Origin of the sequence: Phenylobacterium sp. (assembly GCF_016793285.1) — a bacterium.
GTDB lineage: Bacteria > Pseudomonadota > Alphaproteobacteria > Caulobacterales > Caulobacteraceae > Phenylobacterium.
This window is the reverse complement of the sequence record NZ_JAEUMO010000031.1, coordinates 1-19,341: the sequence shown is the minus strand read 5'-3', so window position 1 is coordinate 19,341 and position 19,341 is coordinate 1. Positions and strand designations below refer to the sequence as shown.

At 69.7% G+C, this 19,341-nt stretch carries 18 protein-coding genes; 2 read left to right on the top strand and 16 right to left on the bottom strand.

All coding sequences use genetic code 11. From position 1 onward, the window contains the following. The 9 genes from bamA to rpsB all read right to left on the bottom strand — a co-directional run. Nucleotides 1-1,893, bottom strand: a 1,893-nt coding sequence (gene bamA / locus JNL41_RS03830; RefSeq protein ID WP_293472949.1) for an outer membrane protein assembly factor BamA, incomplete at its 3' end; no start/stop codon positions are given. 29 nt (nucleotides 1,894-1,922) lie between these two features. Then, nucleotides 1,923-3,137 carry an RIP metalloprotease RseP gene (rseP, locus tag JNL41_RS03825; protein ID WP_293472948.1) on the bottom strand — a complete coding sequence of 405 codons (1,215 nt, stop codon included), beginning with the start codon at nucleotides 3,135-3,137 and terminating at the stop codon, nucleotides 1,923-1,925. Nucleotides 3,138-3,150: 13 nt separating this feature from the next. Beyond that, nucleotides 3,151-4,344: a 1-deoxy-D-xylulose-5-phosphate reductoisomerase gene (gene dxr / locus JNL41_RS03820; RefSeq protein ID WP_293472947.1), complete on the bottom strand. Its 1,194-nt coding sequence runs from the start codon at nucleotides 4,342-4,344 to the stop codon at nucleotides 3,151-3,153. Further along, a complete protein-coding gene (locus JNL41_RS03815; RefSeq protein WP_293472946.1) occupies nucleotides 4,332-5,210 on the bottom strand; it encodes a phosphatidate cytidylyltransferase in 879 nt (292 codons plus the stop codon). The genes dxr and JNL41_RS03815 overlap by 13 nt, the downstream gene beginning before the upstream one ends. Next, complete coding sequence (gene uppS / locus JNL41_RS03810) at nucleotides 5,170-5,937, bottom strand: polyprenyl diphosphate synthase (protein ID WP_293472945.1); 768 nt, start codon at nucleotides 5,935-5,937, stop codon at nucleotides 5,170-5,172. The genes JNL41_RS03815 and uppS overlap by 41 nt, the downstream gene beginning before the upstream one ends. A 27-nt stretch (nucleotides 5,938-5,964) precedes the next feature. Further along, on the bottom strand, nucleotides 5,965-6,531 hold the full coding sequence (gene frr / locus JNL41_RS03805; RefSeq protein ID WP_293472944.1) for a ribosome recycling factor: 567 nt from the start codon (nucleotides 6,529-6,531) through the stop codon (nucleotides 5,965-5,967). 44 nt (nucleotides 6,532-6,575) lie between these two features. Beyond that, a complete protein-coding gene (gene pyrH / locus JNL41_RS03800) occupies nucleotides 6,576-7,292 on the bottom strand; it encodes a UMP kinase (RefSeq protein ID WP_293472943.1) in 717 nt (238 codons plus the stop codon). A 180-nt stretch (nucleotides 7,293-7,472) separates the two neighbouring features. Beyond that, nucleotides 7,473-8,417: a translation elongation factor Ts gene (gene tsf, locus JNL41_RS03795; RefSeq protein ID WP_293472942.1), complete on the bottom strand. Its 945-nt coding sequence runs from the start codon at nucleotides 8,415-8,417 to the stop codon at nucleotides 7,473-7,475. A 93-nt stretch (nucleotides 8,418-8,510) separates the two neighbouring features. Then, nucleotides 8,511-9,446, bottom strand: a complete 936-nt coding sequence (gene rpsB / locus JNL41_RS03790; RefSeq protein WP_293472941.1) for a 30S ribosomal protein S2 — start codon at nucleotides 9,444-9,446, stop codon at nucleotides 8,511-8,513. On the opposite strand from rpsB, the gene JNL41_RS03785 reads away from it, so the two are divergent. After that, nucleotides 9,424-10,335 carry a hypothetical protein gene (locus JNL41_RS03785; protein ID WP_293472940.1) on the top strand — a complete coding sequence of 304 codons (912 nt, stop codon included), beginning with the start codon at nucleotides 9,424-9,426 and terminating at the stop codon, nucleotides 10,333-10,335. The genes rpsB and JNL41_RS03785 overlap by 23 nt on opposite strands. A gap of 4 nt (nucleotides 10,336-10,339) precedes the next feature. On the opposite strand, the gene JNL41_RS03780 is transcribed toward JNL41_RS03785, so the two are convergent. Next, nucleotides 10,340-10,678: a hypothetical protein gene (locus JNL41_RS03780; protein ID WP_293472939.1), complete on the bottom strand. Its 339-nt coding sequence runs from the start codon at nucleotides 10,676-10,678 to the stop codon at nucleotides 10,340-10,342. A 153-nt stretch (nucleotides 10,679-10,831) separates the two neighbouring features. Here JNL41_RS03780 and JNL41_RS03775 point away from each other — a divergent pair, with 153 nt between their 5' ends. After that, complete coding sequence (locus JNL41_RS03775) at nucleotides 10,832-11,134, top strand: hypothetical protein (RefSeq protein ID WP_293472938.1); 303 nt, start codon at nucleotides 10,832-10,834, stop codon at nucleotides 11,132-11,134. Between the two features lie 6 nt (nucleotides 11,135-11,140). On the opposite strand, the gene dnaE is transcribed toward JNL41_RS03775, so the two are convergent. From dnaE to proS, 6 genes are all read right to left on the bottom strand, one after another. Continuing rightward, nucleotides 11,141-14,581 (bottom strand): DNA polymerase III subunit alpha, encoded by a 3,441-nt coding sequence (gene dnaE, locus JNL41_RS03770; RefSeq protein WP_293472937.1) that lies wholly within the window; start codon nucleotides 14,579-14,581, stop codon nucleotides 11,141-11,143. 26 nt (nucleotides 14,582-14,607) lie between these two features. Then, nucleotides 14,608-14,697: a cell division inhibitor SidA gene (sidA, locus tag JNL41_RS22535; RefSeq protein WP_365697802.1), complete on the bottom strand. Its 90-nt coding sequence runs from the start codon at nucleotides 14,695-14,697 to the stop codon at nucleotides 14,608-14,610. 102 nt (nucleotides 14,698-14,799) lie between these two features. Further along, nucleotides 14,800-15,936: a glycosyltransferase family 87 protein gene (locus JNL41_RS03765; RefSeq protein ID WP_293472936.1), complete on the bottom strand. Its 1,137-nt coding sequence runs from the start codon at nucleotides 15,934-15,936 to the stop codon at nucleotides 14,800-14,802. A gap of 31 nt (nucleotides 15,937-15,967) precedes the next feature. After that, the gene (locus tag JNL41_RS03760) at nucleotides 15,968-16,672 is read right to left on the bottom strand and encodes an ABC transporter ATP-binding protein (RefSeq protein ID WP_293472935.1); all 705 of its coding nucleotides are present in this window, start codon (nucleotides 16,670-16,672) and stop codon (nucleotides 15,968-15,970) included. Then, nucleotides 16,665-17,942, bottom strand: a complete 1,278-nt coding sequence (locus JNL41_RS03755) for a lipoprotein-releasing ABC transporter permease subunit (protein ID WP_293472950.1) — start codon at nucleotides 17,940-17,942, stop codon at nucleotides 16,665-16,667. Before JNL41_RS03755 ends, JNL41_RS03760 begins: the two co-directional genes overlap by 8 nt. Nucleotides 17,943-17,953: 11 nt before the next feature. Next, on the bottom strand, nucleotides 17,954-19,270 hold the full coding sequence (gene proS, locus JNL41_RS03750; protein ID WP_293472934.1) for a proline--tRNA ligase: 1,317 nt from the start codon (nucleotides 19,268-19,270) through the stop codon (nucleotides 17,954-17,956). Nucleotides 19,271-19,341: the final 71 nt, after the last annotated feature.

The window sequence follows — 19,341 nt, the reverse complement described above, 5'->3', positions numbered from 1 at the left end:
GATGAAGTCCTTGGTGAAGCCGTGGAACCACGCGGCCTCGATGTCGGTGCGCACGTAGTTCACGTCGCCGCCCAGGCCCGCGATGTCCTGGTTGAAGTCGATGTAGAAGCCCCGCGTCGCGTTCAGATAGTCGTTCCGGCGGTCGAGGCGCGCGCCGTAGCCGACGAGCGAGGTCAGCCGCTTGCCCACCTGGCCGCACAGCGCGGTCGACAGAACCTGGCCTTGCGTGGGGTCGCAGTAGAAGTCGTCGATGTCGATGTCTTCCTGGCGCAGCGTGTAGCGGACCTGCCCACGGCTATCGATGCTGAGCGGGAAGTTGGTCCGCAGACTGAAGCCGATGGTGGCCGTCTTGTAGGCGGAGAAGTCGGAGTAATCGAGGCGATAGGCGAACAGGTCGACGCCGGCCGCCAGGTCACGGTTCAGGAACCGCGGCTCGGTGAACGAGAAGTCCAGTTGCTGGCGGAGCGAGCCCACCGAGATGCGCGCGCGCACGTCCTGGCCGCGGCCGCGGAAGTTGCGCTGGGTCACCCCCAGGTCGAGCACCAGTTGGTCCACCGACGAATAGCCGGCCGAGAACGAGAGCTCGCCGGTCGGCTGCTCCTCGACCTTGACCTGCAGGGCGGTGCGGTCGGGCGCCGAGCCGGGCGCCTCGGTGATATCGACTTCCTTGAAGTAGCCCAGCGCGCGGATCTGGCGCTTGGACCGGTCCACCAGCGCGCGATTGTAGGCGTCGCCCTCGACCACGCTCATCTCGCGCCGGATCACGTAGTCCAGCGTCTGGGTGTTGCCGACGATGTCGATACGGTCGACGTAGACCCGCGGGCCTTCGTTCACCTGGAAGGTCACGTCGACGACGCCCTTCTCGCGGTCGGGCGTATAGCGCGGCCGCACGTCCACGAAGGCGAAGCCCGCGGCGCCGGCGGCGAAGGTCAGCGCGTCGGTCGCCTGCTCGATCGCCTCGTCCTGGTAGGTCGACCCCGAGCGGATCGGCACCAGCGCGGCCAGCACCTCCTTGTCCAGCTTCTGCAGAGTCGTCTCGACGTTCAGCTTGCCGAACTTGTACCGCGGCCCCTCGTCGACCGTGTAGGTGATGACGAAGCCGTTCTTGTCGGGGGCCAACTCGGCCACTGCCGAGGAGACGCGGAAGTCGTAGTAGCCGCGGTTGCGATAGTGCTTCCGAAGCTGCTCCTTGTCGTACTCGAGGCGGTCCGGGTCGTAGTTGGCGTTGTTCGAGAAGAACTTGTACCAGCGGCTCTCCTCGGTCACGACCACGTCGCGCAGGTCGTTGTCGCTGAGCGCCTTGTTGCCCAGGAAGTTGACCGAAAGGATGCCGCTCTTCGGGCCCTCGTCGATCTTGAAGATCAGGTCCACGCGCTTCTGCGGCAGTTCGATGATCTGCGGCGTCACGGTGGCGGAGATCCGGCCCGAGCGGCGATACAGCTCGACGATCCGCTGAACGTCGCCCTGCGCCTTGGCCCGGGTGAAGATGCCGCGCGGGCGGACCGTCACCTCGTCGCGCAGCTTGTCTTCCTTGAGGCCCTTGTTCCCCTCGAAGATCACCCGGTTGATGATCGGGTTCTCGACGACCGTGACGATCAGGTCGCCGTTCTGGAAGTTGATGCTGACGTCCGCGAACAGGTCGGTCCGGAAGAGCGCCTTGAGCGCCAGGTCGATCTTCGCCGAATCGACCGCCTCGCCCGGCTGCACCGGCAGGTAGGAGACGACGGTGGACTGCTCGATCCGCTCGTTGCCCTGGACCAGGATCCGCTGGATGACCCCGCCCTGTTCCTGCTGCTGGGCGTGCGCAGCGCCGGGCGCAACCAGGGCCGTTGTCCCCAGGAGAAGGGCAACACCGGTGACGAGCGCGGCGCAAGGTACGCGGGTTCTAAGCATCGAATCAGCCGTTTGAGGGGACGAGCAGCCTAGGAGAATAGGCCGCCGAACAGATTGAACACACGGTTGCGCTGCAAATCGTTCCAGGTGGCGAACAACATCAAACCGAGAACGAGTGCAAGCCCAACGCGGTAGCCTGCCGCCTGAACCTTGGCGGCAAGAGGGCGGCGGGCCACGGCCTCATACGCATAAAACAGCAGGTGTCCCCCATCGAGCACAGGTACGGGGAGCAGGTTCATGAATCCGATGCTGACCGAGATCAGCGCCGCGAGCTGCAACAGGTTGAGCCCCGAGCGGAAGATCTTGTCGCCCACGCTCTCGGAACTGTCGGCGCCCAGCGTGGCGACGTTCTTGGCGACGCTGGCGATGCCCAGCGGGCCGCGCAGCTCGTCGGCGCTCACCTGCCCGGTGATCATCCGGCCCAGGTAGTAGACGGTGGTCTCCAGCGTCCGCCACGTCTTCACCGCGCCGCGCCCGACGGCCTCGACCGGCCCGTAGTGGATCTGGACATAGTCGTCGCGCGACTGCGCGGGCGCGATGCCCAGCAGCCCCAGGCGCTGCTTGCCCGCCACCGGGTCGTCGGTCTCGTTCCAGCGGGGCGTGGCGGTCAGGTGAACCTCGCGGCCGCCACGCTGTACGACGAACTCGGTCGGCACCTCGGCGCGGACGCTGATGATCTCCTTCACCTCGTCGAAGCGGTGGATCTTGCGGCCCGCGGCCTCGACGATGAGGTCCCCGGCCTGGAAGCCCGCGGCGGCGGCAGGCGTGTTGGGCGCCACCGTGGCGACGCGCGCGGGCACCACCCACTCGCCGAACGCCATCAAGAGGCTCGCGAAGATCGCGATCGCGAGCAGGAAGTTCGCTACCGGCCCGGCGCCCACGATGACCGCGCGCTGCCAGATCGGCTTGAAGTGGAAGTAGCGATCGATCTCGGCCCCGCGGCCCTGCGCGATCAGCTCCTGCCGCATGCCCTTCAGGTCCTCGGCGTCCGGAATGGACGCGGCGTTGTCGTCGCCGGCGAAACGGACGTAGCCGCCGATCGGCGCCCAGCCGATCCGCCACTCGACGCCCGACTTGTCGGTCCAGTGCGCGATGGCGTGGCCGAAGCCGATGGAGAAGCGGTCGATCTTCGTGCCCAGCCACTTGGCGGCCAGGAAGTGCCCCAGCTCGTGGACCGTCACCACCACGCCCAGCACCAGCAGGAACGGAACCACGTAGAGCAGGACGGTCTGAAGGATCTGCATCGGGGCTTTGCTCCTAGGCGGCGGCGAGGCCGTGGACGACCTCGTCCGCCACGCGCCGCGCGGCGGCGTCGGTTTGCCGGGCGCTCTCCAACGCGTCGTTCAGCGTGGAAAAGTCGTCTGCGCGGTCCATCCGCTCCAGCGTTTCCGCAACCACGTTCGGGATATCCAGAAAGCCGATGCGCCGGTCAAGGAAAGCCGACACGGCGCGCTCGTTGGCCGCATTCATCGCCGCCGGCGCCGCACCGCCCGCGGCCAGCGCCTGCTTGGCGATGGTGAGCGCCGGGAACTTCTGCGGATCGGGATGCTGGAAGGTCAGCGGGCCGGCCGTGACGAGGTCGAGCTTCGGCGCGGGCCAGGGCAGCCGGTCGGGCCAGGCGAAGGCGCAGGCGATCGGCGGACGCATGTCGGGCGGGCCCAACTGCGCCAGCGTCGAGCCGTCCGCATACTCGACCAGCGAGTGGATGATCTGCTGCGGATGGACCAGCACCTCGATCCGCTCGGGCGGCATGGCGAAGAGGTAGGCGGCCTCGATCACCTCCAGGCCCTTGTTCATCATGGTGGCCGAGTCGACCGAGATCTTCGCGCCCATCGAGAAGTTCGGATGCGCGATCGCCCGCTCGGGCGTCGCCGCGGCCATCTCCTCGCGGCTGGCGTCGCGGAACGGGCCGCCCGACGAGGTCAGGATCAGCTTGGAGACCTGCGCCGCGATGGTCGGGTCCAGCACCTGGAAGATCGCCGAATGCTCGGAATCGACGGGAATCACCGCGCCGCCCGCCAGCTTCGCCGTCCGGAGCAGCGAGGGGCCCGCGCAGACGAGGCTCTCCTTGTTGGCCAGGGCCACGACCGCGCCCGCCTTCGCCGCCGCCAGCGTGGGCGCCAGGCCCGCGAATCCCACGATCGCCGACATCACCCACTGCGCATCGGCCGCCGCCACGTCGGCCACGGCCTGGACGCCCGCCGCCGCCGCGATGCCGGACCCCTTGAGGCGCTCGCGCAACTCGGTCAGTTTGGTCTCGTCCTGGATCACCGCGAGCCGGGGCCGCCAGCGCAGCGCCTGTTGCGCCAGCCGCGCCACGTTGCGCCCCGCGGTCAGGCCCACGACCTCGACCTCCACGCCGGCCTGCTCGAACAGGTCCAGCGTCGAGACGCCGATCGAGCCCGTCGAGCCCAGGACGCTGACCTTCCGCGGCAGGTTCAATGTCCCCATCCCAACTGGTTCGCGAGCCGGAGCGCCGCCATCACCACCACAGCAAACATCAGGCCATCCACCCGATCCAGCAGCCCGCCGTGTCCCGGGATGAGATCGCCCGAGTCCTTCACGCCGAAACGCCGCTTCAACGCCGACTCCCAGAGGTCGCCGGCCATCGTCGCCAGCCCCACGGTGAATCCGATCAGCGCCGTGGCCCAGATGTTGAGCTGGAACGGCTGGATCATCGGCCAGAACATCTTCAGGACGTCGGGCAACGTCTCCACGCCCACGGCCGCGAGGGTGGCCGCGGCCAGGCCGCCGAAGAAGCCGGACCAGGTCTTGTTGGGCGAGAACCGCGGCCAGAGCTTCGGGCCCTTCAGGATGCTGCCGACCGCGAACGCCCCGATATCGGCCGACCATGTGGCGGCGAAGAGCATGATGGTCCACCAGTTGCCCTGGTTGGTCTGCTGCAGCCAGACGAGGCACAGCGCGGCGGGCGCGATGTAGAGCACGCCGTAGGCTGCGTCCGCCGGCCGCTCGGCCACCCCGCGCGCGACCACGGCGGCGCCGGCCGCGGCCAGGAAGATCGCGCCCCACGCCCAGATGAAGTCACCGCGGTAACCTACGAAAACAGCGGTCAGAACCGCCGCAGCGACCGCGGCGGCGACCCGCGTGGGCGAGACCGGCGCGCTCATGCCGCCCCATTCGATGGCGAGCAGGGCCACGCCGATGGCGATCAGCACCAGGTACGGCCAGCCCCCGAACCAGGCCGCCGCGAGGGCGGCCGGCACCAGCACCACGGCCGACGCGACGCGCAGGCCGAGGTTGGACCAGTCGAACCGCTTAGCCGGCGGCGAGGACGTCATCGGCAACGATTGCGCCATAGCGCCGGTCCCGCGCGGCGAATTCCGCCAGCGCCGCCTTGAGGTGCTCTTCTCCATAGTCGGGCCAAAGCACGTCCTGGAAGACGAGTTCCGCGTAGGCGGCCTCCCACAACAGGAAGTTCGACAGCCTCTGCTCTCCCGACGGCCGCACGATCAGGTCCGGCGGCGGCGCGCCGGCCGTCGCCAGCAGCCCCGCGAACATCGTCTCGTCGAGGTCCGACGGGTCGCGCCGCCCTGCGGCGACCTCCTCGGCGAACCGGCGCGCGGCGGCCGTGATGTCGGCCTGGCTGCCGTAGTTGAAGGCGATGTTGAGGTTGAACACGGTGTTGTGGGCCGTCCGCGCCTGGGCGTCCTCCACCAGGCGCACAAGGTCCTGCGACAGCCCTTCGCGCTGGCCGATGACCCGGACGCGAACCCCTTCCCGCTCCAGGCGCCCGAGGTCGGTCTCGAAGTAGCGCTTGGGCAGCGCCATCAGCTCGGCGACCTCGGCGGCCGGGCGGCTCCAGTTCTCGGTGGAGAAGCCGAAGACGGTCAGCCAGCCGATCCCCAGCCCCGGCGCGGCGGAGACCGTGCGGCGGAGCGATTCGACGCCGGCCCGATGGCCCAGCGGCCGCGGCAGCCCGCGCTGCTTGGCCCAGCGACCGTTGCCGTCCATCACGATCGCCACATGCAGCGGCCGGCTCCCTTCGGGAGCGCCTGCGAACGTCGGAGTCTCGGCGGCGGCCATGGAGGAAACGCGATCCTTCACGCAGGTTCAGACCTGCATGATCTCCTGCTCCTTTGTTTTCAAGGCTTCGTCGATACGCTTGATGGCTTCGTCGGTGATCTTCTGCACCTCCGTCTCCATCCGCTTCTCTTCGTCCTGGCTGATGACGTGATCCTTCTCGGCCTTGCGGCAGTCGTCGTTGGCGTCGCGGCGGACGTTGCGCACCGCGATCCGCTGCTGCTCGGCGTACTTGCCGGCCAGCTTCGCGAGGTCCTTGCGGCGCTCTTCGGTCAGCGGCGGGATCGGCAGGCGCAGGGTGGTGCCGTCGACCACCGGGTTCAGGCCCAGGTCCGAGGCGCGGATCGCCTTCTCGACCGAGACCACCAGCCCGCGATCCCAGACGTTGATGGTGATCATCCGCGGTTCCGGCACGCTGACCGCGCCCACCTGGTTCAGCGGCACGCTCGAGCCGTAGGCCTCGACGTGGATCTGGTCGAGCAGGCTCGCCGAGGCCCGGCCGGTGCGCAGCGAGCCGAACTCGTCCTTCAGGGCCGCGATGGCCTTGTCCATGCGGGCCTTGTAGGTCGAAAGCACGGGCTTCTCGGCGGTGGCCATGGCGGGCGTCTCCGTATTCTGGGTCGTGAGGCCGACTGTAACGGCTAGGCGATGGTCGTGAAGACGCCTTCGCCGTTCAGGACTTTCAGCAGGTTGCCCCGCTCGCGGATGTTGAACACCACGATCGGGATCTTGTTGTCGCGCATCAGCGAGACGGCCGAGGCGTCCATGACCTTCAGGTCCCTGGCCAGCACGTCGGTATAGCTGAGCGTCTGGTAGCGTTGCGCCTTGGGGTCCTTCTTCGGGTCGGCCGTGTAGACGCCGTCCACACTGGTGCCCTTGAACAGCGCCTCGCAGCCCATCTCGGCCGCGCGCAGCGCCGCGCCCGAATCGGTGGTGAAGAACGGCGCGCCGACGCCGGCGGCGAAGATCACCACGCGGCCCTTCTCGAGATGGCGCAGCGCGCGGCGGCGGATGTAGGGCTCGCAGACCGCTTCCATCGGGATCGCCGACTGCACGCGGGTGAAGACGCCGATCTTCTCCAGCGCCGCCTGGACGGCCAGGGCGTTCATCACGGTCGCCAGCATGCCCATGTAGTCGGCGCTGGCCCGCTCCATCCCGGCCTCGGCCAGGGCCGCGCCGCGGAAGATGTTGCCGCCGCCCACGACCACGCAGACCTCGATGCCGGCGCGGGAGACCTGCGCGATCTCCTCGGCCACCGCGCCCAGGGTCTTGGGGTCGATGCCGAAGCTCTCACCCCCGACGCCCGCCTCTCCCGAGAGCTTCAGGAGGATCCGTTTGTAGCGGGGGGGCTCGGCCATCGGGTGAGTCTCTTCGGAAGCTGCGGGAACATACAGCGCTGCCGATGCCCGTCGAGGTGGAAGCCGGCTCGGCGCCGCGCATCGGCATCGGCGGATCACCGTTGCCATCTCTCGCGGAGATGGCAAAGGGGCGCCGCACGTCGAACGTGCGGCGCCCCCTCATCCTGGTGCAGGAGCGGCCTAGGCCGCGCCGGTCATCGAGGCGACTTCAGCGGCGAAGTCGGGGCCTTCCGGACCCTTGTCGACGCCTTCGCCGAGGGCGAAGCGCACGAAGCTCTTCAGCACGACCGGCGAGCCGACGGCCTTCGCCGTCTCGGCCACGAGCTGCTCGATGGTCTGGTCAGGGTTCATGACGAACGGCTGGACCATCAGCACGACTTCTTCCTGCCACTTGCGGATGCGGCCCTCGACCATCTTTTCGGCGATTTCGCGGGGCTTGCCCGACTCGATCGCCATCTGGGTCTGGATTTCGCGCTCCTTGGCGACGACGTCCGGGTCCAGATCGGCCGAGGTCAGCGCCAGCGGCGGGGTCGGCGTGCCGGCCACGTGGAGCGCGATCTTGCGCGCCACTTCGGCCAGCGTGGCCTGATCGCCGGCGCCTTCCAGCGCCACGAGCACGGCCAGCTTCGCCACGTCGTCGCCCTGCTTGTTGTGCAGGTAGAGCGCGACGGCGCCCTGATCCAGCGACAGCTTGGCCGCACGGCGCAGACGCATGTTCTCGCCGATGGTGGCGATCAGGTTGGTCACCACCTCGCCGACCACTTCGCCCTTCGAGGTCTTGGCCGCCGTGATGGCGTCCACGGTCCCGTCCGTGCCCAGCGCCACGGTCGCGAATTCACGCGCCGCGCTCTGGAACTGGTCGTTCTTGGCCACGAAGTCGGTTTCGGCGTTGAACTCGACGAGAGCGCCCGACTTGCCGTCGGCGGCGATCTTGCCGGCCACCAGACCTTCGGCCGCCGCGCGGTCGGCCTTCTTGGCCGCCTTCGCGATGCCCTTGGTCCGCAGCCAGTCCATCGACGCTTCGACGTCGCCGTTGTTTTCCTGCAGCGCCTTCTTGCAGTCCATCATGCCGGCGCCGGATTTTTCGCGCAGGTCCTTGACCAGCGCAGCGGTGATTTCCGCCATGGTCAGCTCCTTAGAAAGAGACTCGTGAATCGGGATGGCCCTTTGTGCGGGGCCTTCCGTCAGGGTTTTGTGTCGGCCGGCGTCCGAAGACGCTCAGCCGGCCTTTTCTTCGCTCGCCGCGTCGGCGCCTTCGGAAGCCGTCTCGTCCGCCGCGGCGGTGGTATCGGGCTCGGCCGCCGGAGCAGCTTCGCCGGACATCTCCGCCTCGAGGGCCGCGGCTTCCGCCGGGGCGACTTCGGGCTCGGCCGCGGGCTCCGCCTTCGGGGCCGGAGCGGCCGCGCGGGCCAGAGCCGGCTCCATCGGAGCTTCCGAAGCGCCCAGGTCGACGCCCGACGCCGCCTGGCCAGCGGCCAGACCGTCGAGGATCGCGTCGGCCATCAGGTCGCAGTAGAGCTGGATGGCGCGCGCCGCGTCGTCGTTGCCCGGGATCGGATAGGTGATGCCGTCGGGGTTCGAGTTGGTGTCCAGGATGGCGATGACCGGGATGTTCAGCTTCCGGGCTTCCTGGATCGCGATCGCTTCCTTGTTGGTGTCGATCACGAACATCAGGTCGGGGATGCCGCCCATGTCCTTGATGCCGCCCAGGCTCAGCTCCAGCTTGTCGCGCTCGCGCGTCAGTTGCAGCAGTTCCTTCTTGGAGCGGCCCTGGCCCTCGCCGGTCACCAGCGCGTCGGTTTCGCGCAGGCGCTGGATCGAGCCCGACACCGTGCGCCAGTTGGTGAGCGTGCCGCCCAGCCAGCGGTGGTTCACGTAGTACTGGGCGCAGCGCTTGGCGGCCGTCGCGATCGGCTCCGAGGCCTGACGCTTCGTGCCGACGAACAGGATACGACCGCCGCCGGCGGCGACTTCACGCACCTTCACCAGCGCCTGATGCAGCAGCGGGATCGACTGCGACAGATCGATGATGTGGATGTTGGAGCGCGCGCCGAAGATGTACTTGTCCATCTTCGGGTTCCAGCGGTGCGTCTGGTGGCCGAAGTGGGCGCCGCTCTCGAGAAGCTGGCGCATGGAGAATTCAGGCAGAGCCATCGTCTGTAACTCGTCTTTCTTCCGGTTGAACCGCCGCGGGCAAACCCTTCCGAAGAAGGACCGGAACGGAATTGACGGGATGTCTCCCCGCCAAGCCGCACACCCGCGTGTGGATTGGAGCGGCGCATGTAGTGGGATTACGCCGGAAAATCAAGCGCCGGGCGATTGCATCCGCCACCCGATCCGATCAACCTTCGCCGCGATGCATGGCGCTTCCGGCCCTCTGCCCTTGCTCGTGGTCGCCGCGCTTCTGGCCGGCTGCACCGAGCGGCCCAATTTCCGGACCTCAGACAAGCTCGGCCCGATACCGCGGTTCGCGTGGATCGAGCCGGGCCAGCCGCGCCCGGCGGCGGCGATCGCAGAGGTGGCCCTGCCCTGCTATCGCGCAGCCGACGCGCCGGTCTGCATGCGCCAGGCCTTTCGCGGGGCCCTGAAGCAGCTCGGGCAGCGCGAACTCGCCGAAGCCTCCGACGGCGGACGCAGCTATCGCTACATCAACGATCCGGCGTGCGCGGCGCCGCTCGCGATCCGGCTCGACGTGCGCGCCGACGGATCGGGGCTCGTGACCGTCAGCGGTCGCGGCGGCCCCCCGCCCGCCCGGGGCGTCGACTGGAGCTTGCGCACCTTCGTCGCGCCCGCGGGCGCGGTCGCCCGAGTGGAGAACGCCCTCGCACACAGCGCCTTCGAACGCATCGCGCCCGACCCCCGCGCCCTGGCGACCGACGCCTGCTACGACGGCCAGCACGACATCTTCGAAGCCGTCCGGCGGGGCCGCTACCGCTATGTCCATCGGCAGAGCTGCGAACCGAACCACGCCGAGGTGAAGGCTCTCGGCGAGGCCATGGTCCGGCTCCTCCCCACGCCGCCGCCGGCGCCCGGCCGGTGCTGAGCCGCTATTTCTTCCTGCCGCAGGCGTCGACGTAGACGCTGGTCTCGCACGGGTCCGACCTTCGCGCGCCGTTCGGGCTCAAATAGACCGAGCTGCCGCTGAAGGGCTTGTAGGGCTCGAAACCCCCGGCCTTCGGAGCTTCGGGCGCGCCGTAGGCTGCCCGGGGCTTCGCGGCCGGCGCGCTCGCGGCCGGCGGGAGATACGATCCCGGCTTGCGAGCCGTCGACGGGGCGGATCCGCCGAACGTCGAGCCCGGCTTCTGCCCCGGCGAGAACGTACCTTGGGCGACCGCGGGGCCGGCGGCCAGCGCCAGCGCCACGATCCACAGCAGTCCTGGCTTCATCGCCGCCTCCTCGTGCCTGACGACATCCTATCTGGCCGGCCTCGTCGCACAACGCCTCCCGGCCGACCCGGCAATGCTCCGGACATCCGAACGCCGCACGCGTGTCACAATGGCGGCGCGACGCTTGTCCCCGGTAACCCGGAGGGCTCCACGATGCGCAACCGCCTCGCCCTGATCGTCCCCGCAATCTCCCTGGCCTTCGCCGCCGCTCCGGCCCTGGCCAGGACCGCCAGCCACCCGCGGCATCATCAGGCCGCCGCAGCGACCCCGAAGACCCCGCATGAACGAACCGCGCGCCCGTCCCGCGCCAGCACGTTCGGCATCGACCCCGCCGGCGACCCCTTCGCCCAGGCCGCCTCCTCCGGCCTCATCCAGCCGCGCGCCCGGAAGAACGGCAGCGACGTGTCAGCCTTCTCGTCCAAGCCGCACCGCCCCAGCCGCAGCGCATCGTACTGACGCGCCTCAGAGGTCCTCGACGAACACCACGCCGGGAGCCGTCTTCAGGGCGCCGCGGACCGCGCCGTCGACGGTGAAGCGGCCGGGTAGCCGCAGTTCCACCTCGCGGTTGTTCTCCAGCCGGGCGGTCAGCACCACTTCGCCGCCCTTCCCGCTCGCGACGCCCAGGCGCTTCTTGATCGCCTCGATCTCGGCGCTGCGCGGCTGGACGTGGACGCGCAGGCCCGCCACCACGTTCTCGACCGCCTTCTCCACCGGCTCCACGTCGTCGCCGAAGAAGCGCACCTCGCCGTCGCTGGCCTTGGCGCGGACCTTCAGCACGACCGCCTTGCCGGGCTCCAGCAGCTCGCGGCACTTGCGCAGGCTCTCGGGCGGGAACAGCACCTCGTACTCGCCGGTCGGATCCGAGAAGGTGACGAAGGCGAACTTCTCGCCGCTGCGGGAGGGTCGCTCCTGCTTGCGGCGCACCACGCCCGCCATGCGGAGCGCCTCGGCGCCGGCCGCCGCCCGGGCGACCGCGTCGGTCAGCAGGTCGGTGCGCTTGCGCCGCAGCGCCTCGACCATGTCGTCCAGCGGATGGCCCGAGAGGTAGAAGCCCACCGCCAGCAGTTCCTGGTCCAGCCGCTCGGTCGGCGTCCAGGCGTCGCGGCGCGGCATCTTCTGGCGCTGGGCCTGGATCAGGTCGGCGTTGTTGCTGGCGAACAAACCGCCTTGGTTGGACTCGCGCTCCGCCGACACGGTCTGGCCGACGCTCAGCAGCAGGTCGGCCGCCTCGACGAGCTGGGCGCGGTTCGGGTGGATCGCGTCGAACGCGCCGGCGCGGGCCAGGGTCTCGAAGGTGCGCTTGTTGACCTGCCTGGGATCGACCCGCTCGACGAAGTCGAAGATGTCGCGGAACGGCCCGCCTTCCTTGCGCACCGCCGCCACGTGTTCCATCGCCTGAAGGCCGACGTTGCGGATGGCCCCCAGCGCGTACAGCACCTCGCCGTTCTCGACGTCGAAGTCGGCCATCGAGCGGTTCACGCAGGGCGGCTGGATCTTCACGCCGAAGCGCTTGGCGTCCTGGTAGAAGACCGCCAGCTTGTCGGTGTTGGCGATGTCGAGGCTCATCGAGGCGGCGAAGAACTCGACCGGGTGGTTCGCCTTGAGCCAGCCCGTCTGGTAGCTCAGGAAGGCGTAGGCGGCGGCGTGGGACTTGTTGAACCCGTAGCCCGCGAACTTGTCCACCAGGTCGAAGATCGCCCCGGACTGCTGCGGCGGCACGCCCTTGGCCTCCGCGCCGGAGACGAACCGCGCGCGCTGAAGCTCCATCTCCTCCTTCTTCTTCTTGCCCATGGCGCGGCGCAGAAGGTCGGCGTCGCCCAGGCTGTAGCCCGCCAGGATCTGGGCGATCTGCATCACCTGTTCCTGGTAGACGATGACGCCGTAGGTCTCCTTCAGCACCCCCTCCAGCATGGGGTGCAGGTAGTCGATCTCCTTGCGGCCGAACTTGCAGTCGACGAAGGTCGGGATGTTGTCCATCGGGCCCGGGCGGTAGAGCGCGCCGATGGCGGTGACGTCCTCGATGGAGTTGGGGCGGAGCTGGCGCAGCGCGTCGCGCATGCCCTGGCCTTCGAACTGGAAGACCCCGATCGTCTGGGCGTTGCTCATCAGCTCGTAGGTCGGCGTGTCGTCGAGCGGCAGCTTGGCCATTTCCACGACCTCGCCGCGCTTCTCGAGGTACTTCACCGCCCGGTCGATGACGGTGAGCGTCTTCAGGCCGAGGAAGTCGAACTTCACCAGCCCCGCGCTCTCCACCCACTTCATGTTGAACTGGGTGGCCGGCAGCTCGGACCGAGGGTCGCGGTAGAGCGGGGTGAGCTGCGTCAGCGGCCGGTCGCCGATGACGACGCCCGCCGCGTGGGTCGAGGCGTTGCGGTACAGGCCCTCCAGTTGCAGCGCGATCTCCAGCAGGCGGGCCACCGCCTCGTCGCGCTTGCGCTCCTCCTGCAGCCGCGGCTCGACCTCGATCGCCTGGGCGAGCGTCACCGGGTTGGCGGGGTTGGCCGGCACCATCTTGGCCAGCCGGTCCACCTGGCCCAGTGGGAGCTGGAGGACCCGGCCCACGTCGCGCAGCACTGCGCGCGCCTGGAGCGTGCCGAACGTGATGATCTGGGCGACCTTGTCGCGCCCGTAGCGCTGCTGGACGTAGGTGATGACCTCCTCGCGGCGCTCCTGGCAGAAGTCGATGTCGAAGTCGGGCATCGACACGCGTTCCGGGTTCAGGAAGCGCTCGAACAGCAGGCCGTACTGCAGCGGGTCGAGGTCGGTGATGGTCAGCGAGTAGGCCACCAGCGAGCCCGCGCCCGAACCCCGCCCGGGCCCCACCGGGATGCCCCGCGCCTTCGCCCACTTGATGAAGTCCGACACGATCAGGAAGTAGCCGGGGAACCCCATCTGGGTGATGACCTGGATCTCGCGGTCCAGGCGCGCCTCGTAGTCGGCGGGCGGGAAGGCGTTGGCGCGGCCCTCGGCCATGCGCAGCCTCAGGCCGTCGCGGGCCTGGCGCGCCAGCTCGTCGGCCTCGGAAACCTCTCCGTCCGTGAAGCGCGGCAGCAGCGGGTCGCGCTTGTTGACCATGAAGGCGCACCGCCGCGCGATGTCGAGGGTGTTGTCGCAGGCCTCGGGCAGGTCCGCGAACAGCGCCCGCATCTCGTCCGCGGACTTGAAGCCGTGCTCCGCGGTCACGCGCCGGCGGTCGTCCTGGCCCACGAAACTGCCGTCCGCGATGCAGAGCAGCACGTCGTGCGCGGCATAGGCCTGGGCGTTCTTGAAGTAGACGTCGTTGGTGGCGGCCAGGGCCACGTCCTCGTCGTAGGCGAAGGCCACCAGCCCGCCCTCGGCCGCCGCCTCGGCCGCCGCGCCGTGCCGCTGGAGCTCGACGTAGAAGCGGTCTGCGAACACCCGCTTCATCTCGGCCAGCGCCGCGCGGCCCTCCTTCGTCTTGCCCGCGGCGAACAGATGGTCGACCGGCCCGTCGGGCCCGCCGGACAGCAGGATCAGGCCCTCGGCGTGGGCGCAGACCGTCTCCCAGCGCACATGCGGCTCGTCGCTGGCGTCGATGTCGACGTAGGCCTTGGAGGAGAGGTCGCAGAGGTTCAGATACCCCTGCTCGTTCTGGGCCACGAGGACCAGGGTCGGCACCTTGGCCCAGCGCTCCGCCGGGGCCTCGCCGATCCCCGTCACCGGGATCGCGCAGGCGATGATGGGCTGCACGCCCTCGCCCTTCGTGGCGACCGAGAACTCCAGGGCTCCGAACAGGTTCGCCCGGTCGCAGAGCGCCACCGCCGGCATCCCGTCGGCCTTGGCCAGGCCGCCGATCTTGTCGGCCTTGATGGCGCCTTCCAGCAGCGAATAGGCGGACCGGACCCGGAGGTGGACGAACCCTTCGCCGCTTCCCTCCGCCAAGGCCAGATCCCCCATTCGCATGGCGGTCAGCTCACCAGGCCGGCCACCGAACAGACGAGCCAGACAAAGCTCGCCACCGACGCAAAGGCCAGCGATTCCCGCGCGATCCGAACCATCTTCCGCATCCTTCCTGTGAGGCGCCTGTGGAGAACCTGTGGGCGCGTTCTATTTTCGTTCTTATTCCCTTTTTGTTCTCACCGTCAAGCTGTCCGGAGCCACTATCGGCGGGGCGGCGCGAGTCGCTGGAGCACGGCCAGCGTCAGGCCCAGGCTCCACAGCGGGACGATGGGCCAGGTCGCCGGCGCCATCAGCGTTGCGATGGGGAGGAAGAACACCGCCGCCAGCGCCGCCCGCTCGCCGCGGCGGAACCCCCGCTCCAGCCCCTCGCGCAGCAGCCACACGGTCGGCAGGGCGAGGAAGACGATGTCGTAGAGCAGCAGGTAGGGCGGCGCGAGCGGGGTCGCGGCGGCCAGCGCCGCGCCGCGCGCCAGGGGGGCGTCCGTCGCGCGCCAGACGCGCCACACCGCCCCGGCCGCGAAGGCCGCCGCGACGCCCTGCCCCGTCAGCGCCGCCGCCGGGGACGCGCCGTTGAGCACCAGGGTCGCGTACACGCTCTTGATCTTGGGCAGCAGTTCGGGCCGCGCGAAGAGGCCGTTCAGGTAGTCGGCGCTGCCCAGGAACGCCGCCATCGGCTCCCAGCCGAGCACCGCGACGCTGAGACCCAGGACGCCGATCACGGTCGCGGCCGCCACGGCGAAGGCCCGCCACGCCCCCGCCGCCGCGAACGCCACCGGGGTCAGCAGCGCGAGCTGCGGCTTCAGCACCATCAGGCCCACGAACAGCCCCGACAGCGCCGGCCGCCGCGGCAGCGCCCCCACCGCCGCGCACATGAGCGCCGTCAGGATCAGCGCGCTCTGCCCCGCCATCGCCGCCAGCAGCGCGCCCGGAAAGGCCACCGCCGGCCAGTAGACCGCCCGCGGCAGCCAGCGCAGCGACAGCGCGTAGGCCGCGTAGCCCGCGGCGATCCACACGGCGAGCGCCGCCGGATAGATCAGCAGGCCCAGAGGCGCCGCCAGGATCAGGAACGGCGGCGGGCTCACGAACGGCTGCGCGCGGGGGAACCCCTGCGCCTGCTGCCAGGCGACCAGCCGGCCCACGTCATACGCTTCGGCCGCCCGCCCCTCGAGCACGAAGCGGCCGGCCGACCAGAAGTTCAGGAAGTCGGCGCCCTGCCGCCAGACCGCCGCGTGGCCGACCGCCAGGAAGATGATCCAGGCCAGCGCCAGCACCTTGCCCGCCGCCGCCAGCCGCGTGGCCGTCGCGTGCGGCTCTGGAGAGGCGGGGGGAGAATCCATTCCGCAGGGTCCGCCCCCGCGCCGGGCGGGGTCAACCGCGCCCATCCTGGTCTGCGGTCCACGGCTCCAGATGGCCGTCCTTCAGCGCGAAGACGCGATCCATGTGGCGCGCCAGCTCGAAGTTGTGGGTCGCGACCAGCCCTGCGACCCCGGTGTTGCGGGCCAGGGCGAAGAGGCTCTCGAACACCGCCGTCGACGTCGCGGGATCGAGGTTGCCGGTGGGCTCGTCGGCCAGCAGAAGGCGGGGCGCGTTCGCAAGCGCGCGGGCGACCGCGACGCGCTGCTGTTCGCCTCCCGAGAGCTGCGCCGGCTGGTGGTCGGTGCGGGCGCCCAGGCCCAGGTCGCTCAGCAGCCCCCGCGCCGCCTCGCGCGCCTTCGCCTGCGGCGTCCCGGCGATCATCATCGGGATCGCCACGTTGTCCTGCGCCGAGAACTCCGGCAGCAGGTGGTGGAACTGGTAGACGAAGCCGATGGTCGCCAGCCGCACCCGCGTGCGCTCGCGCTCGTTCAACTGCGAGCAGTCCGTGCCCAGAATGCTGATCCGCCCCGCGTCGGGGTGCTCCAGCAGGCCCGCCGCGTGCAGCAGGCTCGACTTGCCCGACCCCGACGGCCCGACCAGGCCCACGATCTCGCCGGCCTCCACGTCGAGGTCGACGCCCTTCAGCACCGGCAGCTTGCCGGCCTCGGTGACGTAGGTGCGTTCCAGGCCGCGGATGGAAAGGACCGGCTCACTCATAGCGGAGCGCCTCCACCGGATCGAGCTTCGAGGCGCGCCACGCCGGCAGCAGACTCCAGAAGCAGGCCATCCCCAGCGAGAACACCGAGATCCAGAACACCTCGAGCCAGTCCACCTTCGCCGGCAGCCGCGAGAGGTAGTAGACGTCCGAGGCGAACACCTGCGCTCCGGTCACGTACTCCACCGCCGACTGGATCGGCCCGATGTTCAGCGAGAAGAGGACGCCCAGGGCCACGCCGGCCAGCGTCCCGGCCCCGCCGATCGCCGTCCCGGTCATGAAGAAGATCCGCAGCACCGAGCCCTGCCCCGCGCCCATGGTCCGCAGGATCGCCACGTCGCGGGTCTTGTTCTTCACCAGCATCACCAGGCCCGAGATGATGTTCAGCGCCGCGATCACGATCAGCATGCCGAGGATCAGCCGCATCGCCGTGCGCTCGACCGAAAGCGCGCCCCAGAAGGCCACGTCGCGCTGCGTCCAGTCGGCGACCAGCGCCGCCGGGCCCGCCGCCTTGTTGATCGGCCCGCGCATCCGCGCCGCGTGGTCGGGATCGGCCACCTTGATCTCGATGGCGTCGGCGGTGTCCTCGCGGCCGAAGAAGAGCTGCGCCTGGGCCAGCGGCATGTAGATGTAAGCCTGATCGTACTGGCTCATGCCGACGCTGAACGTGGCCGCCACGGTGTAGGGCTTCTGCAGCGGCGCGCCGCCGAACGCCGTGGCGCCGCCCGAGGGCGAGATCAGGGTCAGCATGTCGCCCGGCCGCACGCCCAGCGACTGCGCCAGCCGTTCGCCCACCACGATCGCGTCGCCGCCGTACTCGCCCACGCCGAACGCGCGCAGCGAGCCGCCGGTGATATGGCCCGAGACCAGCCGGGTCTCCTGCAGGTCCTTGCCGCTGATGCCCCGCACCAGCGCGCCGGTGATCTGGCTGGGCCCCAGCGCGATGGCCTGCGCCTCGATGATCGGCGCCGCCTGGACCACGCCCGGGACCTTCAGGATGCGTGCGACCGCCCGGTCGCGGTCGGCCCCGTCCAGCACGCCGCCGGTGACGAAGAGGTGCCCCTGGAACCCCAGGATCCGGCCCAGCAGTTCCGAGCGGAAGCCGTTCATCACCGACATGGTCGAGATCAGCACGGCGACGGCCAGCATGATCCCGAAGAACGAGATGACGGAGATCAGCGCCACGCCGCCCTGGCTGCGCCGGGCGCGCAGGTAGCGCGCCGCCAGCATCCGTTCCCAGAGCCCGAACGGCGCCGCGCGCCCGCCCATGATCGGGCTCTGGCTCAACCGATGATGGCCGTCAGCGCCGCGTCCAGCGGCAGGGTCTGGCGCTCGCCGGTCGCGCGGCGCTTCAGCTCCACGACGCCTTCGGCCACGCCCTTGGGGCCGACGATGAGCTGCCAGGGGATGCCCACCAGGTCGGTGGCGGCGAACTTGGCGCCCGGCCGGTCGTCGCGGTCGTCGTACAGCGGGTCGATCCCGGCGTCGCTCAGCGCCTTGTAGGCCTGCTCGCAGACCGCGTCGCAGCCGGCGTCGCCGACGCGCAGGTTCAGCACCGCCGCGCCGAACGGCGCCACGCTGGCCGGCCAGACGATGCCGGCGTCGTCGTGGCTGGCCTCGATGATCGCCGCGGCCAGGCGCGAGACGCCGACGCCGTAGGAGCCCATCTGCACGTTCACGTCCTTGCCGTCGGGCCCGGTCACCTTCGCGCCCATCGGCGCGGAGTACTTTTCGCCGAAGTAGAAGATGTGGCCCACCTCGATGCCGCGGGCGGTCATCCGCTTGTCCGGCGCCATGGCCTCGAAGCGCGCCGCGTCGTGCATCTCGTCCGAGGCGGCATAGAGGCTGGTGCGCCGCGACACCTCAGGCTCCAGGTCGCCGAACCAGTCGATGTCCGGCCCGGGCGCGCCCATCTCGACCAGGTCGCGGTGCGCGAACACCTCGCTCTCGCCGGTCTCGGCCAGGATCATGAACTCATGGCTCATGTCGCCGCCGATGGGGCCGGGATCGGCCTTCACCGGGATCGCCTTCAGCCCCAGCCGCGCATAGACGTTGAGGTAGGCCAGGAACATCCGGTTGTACGACCGCCGCGCCGCGGCCTCGTCGACGTCGAACGAATAGGCGTCCTTCATCAGGAACTCGCGCCCGCGCATCACCCCGAACCGGGGCCGGCGCTCGTCGCGGAATTTCCACTGGATGTTGTAAAGATTCATCGGCAAGTCCTTGTACGACTTGACGTAGCTCCGGAAGATGTCGGTCACGACCTCCTCGGCGGTCGGTCCGAACAGCAACTCGCGCTCGTGGCGGTCGGTGATGCGCAGCATCTCGTCGCCGTAGTCGTCGTAGCGGCCGCTCTCCTTCCACAGGTCGGCAAGCTGGATGGTCGGCATCAGGATCTCGACGGCGCCGGCGCGGTCCATCTCCTCGCGCACCACCTGCTCGATCTTCTTCAGCACCTTCAGGCCCAGCGGCAGCCACGCGTAGATGCCCGCCGCCTCCTGGCGGATCAGGCCGGCGCGCAGCATGAGCCGGTGCGAGACGATCTGCGCGTCGGCCGGCGCGTCCCGAAGCGTGGGCATGAAGTACCGCGAAAGGCGCATGGGATTCCCGTCGGTTCACACGAAGGCGCCCTGATACCCCTGCCGCCCGAACCTTGGCAACGATGAGGCGG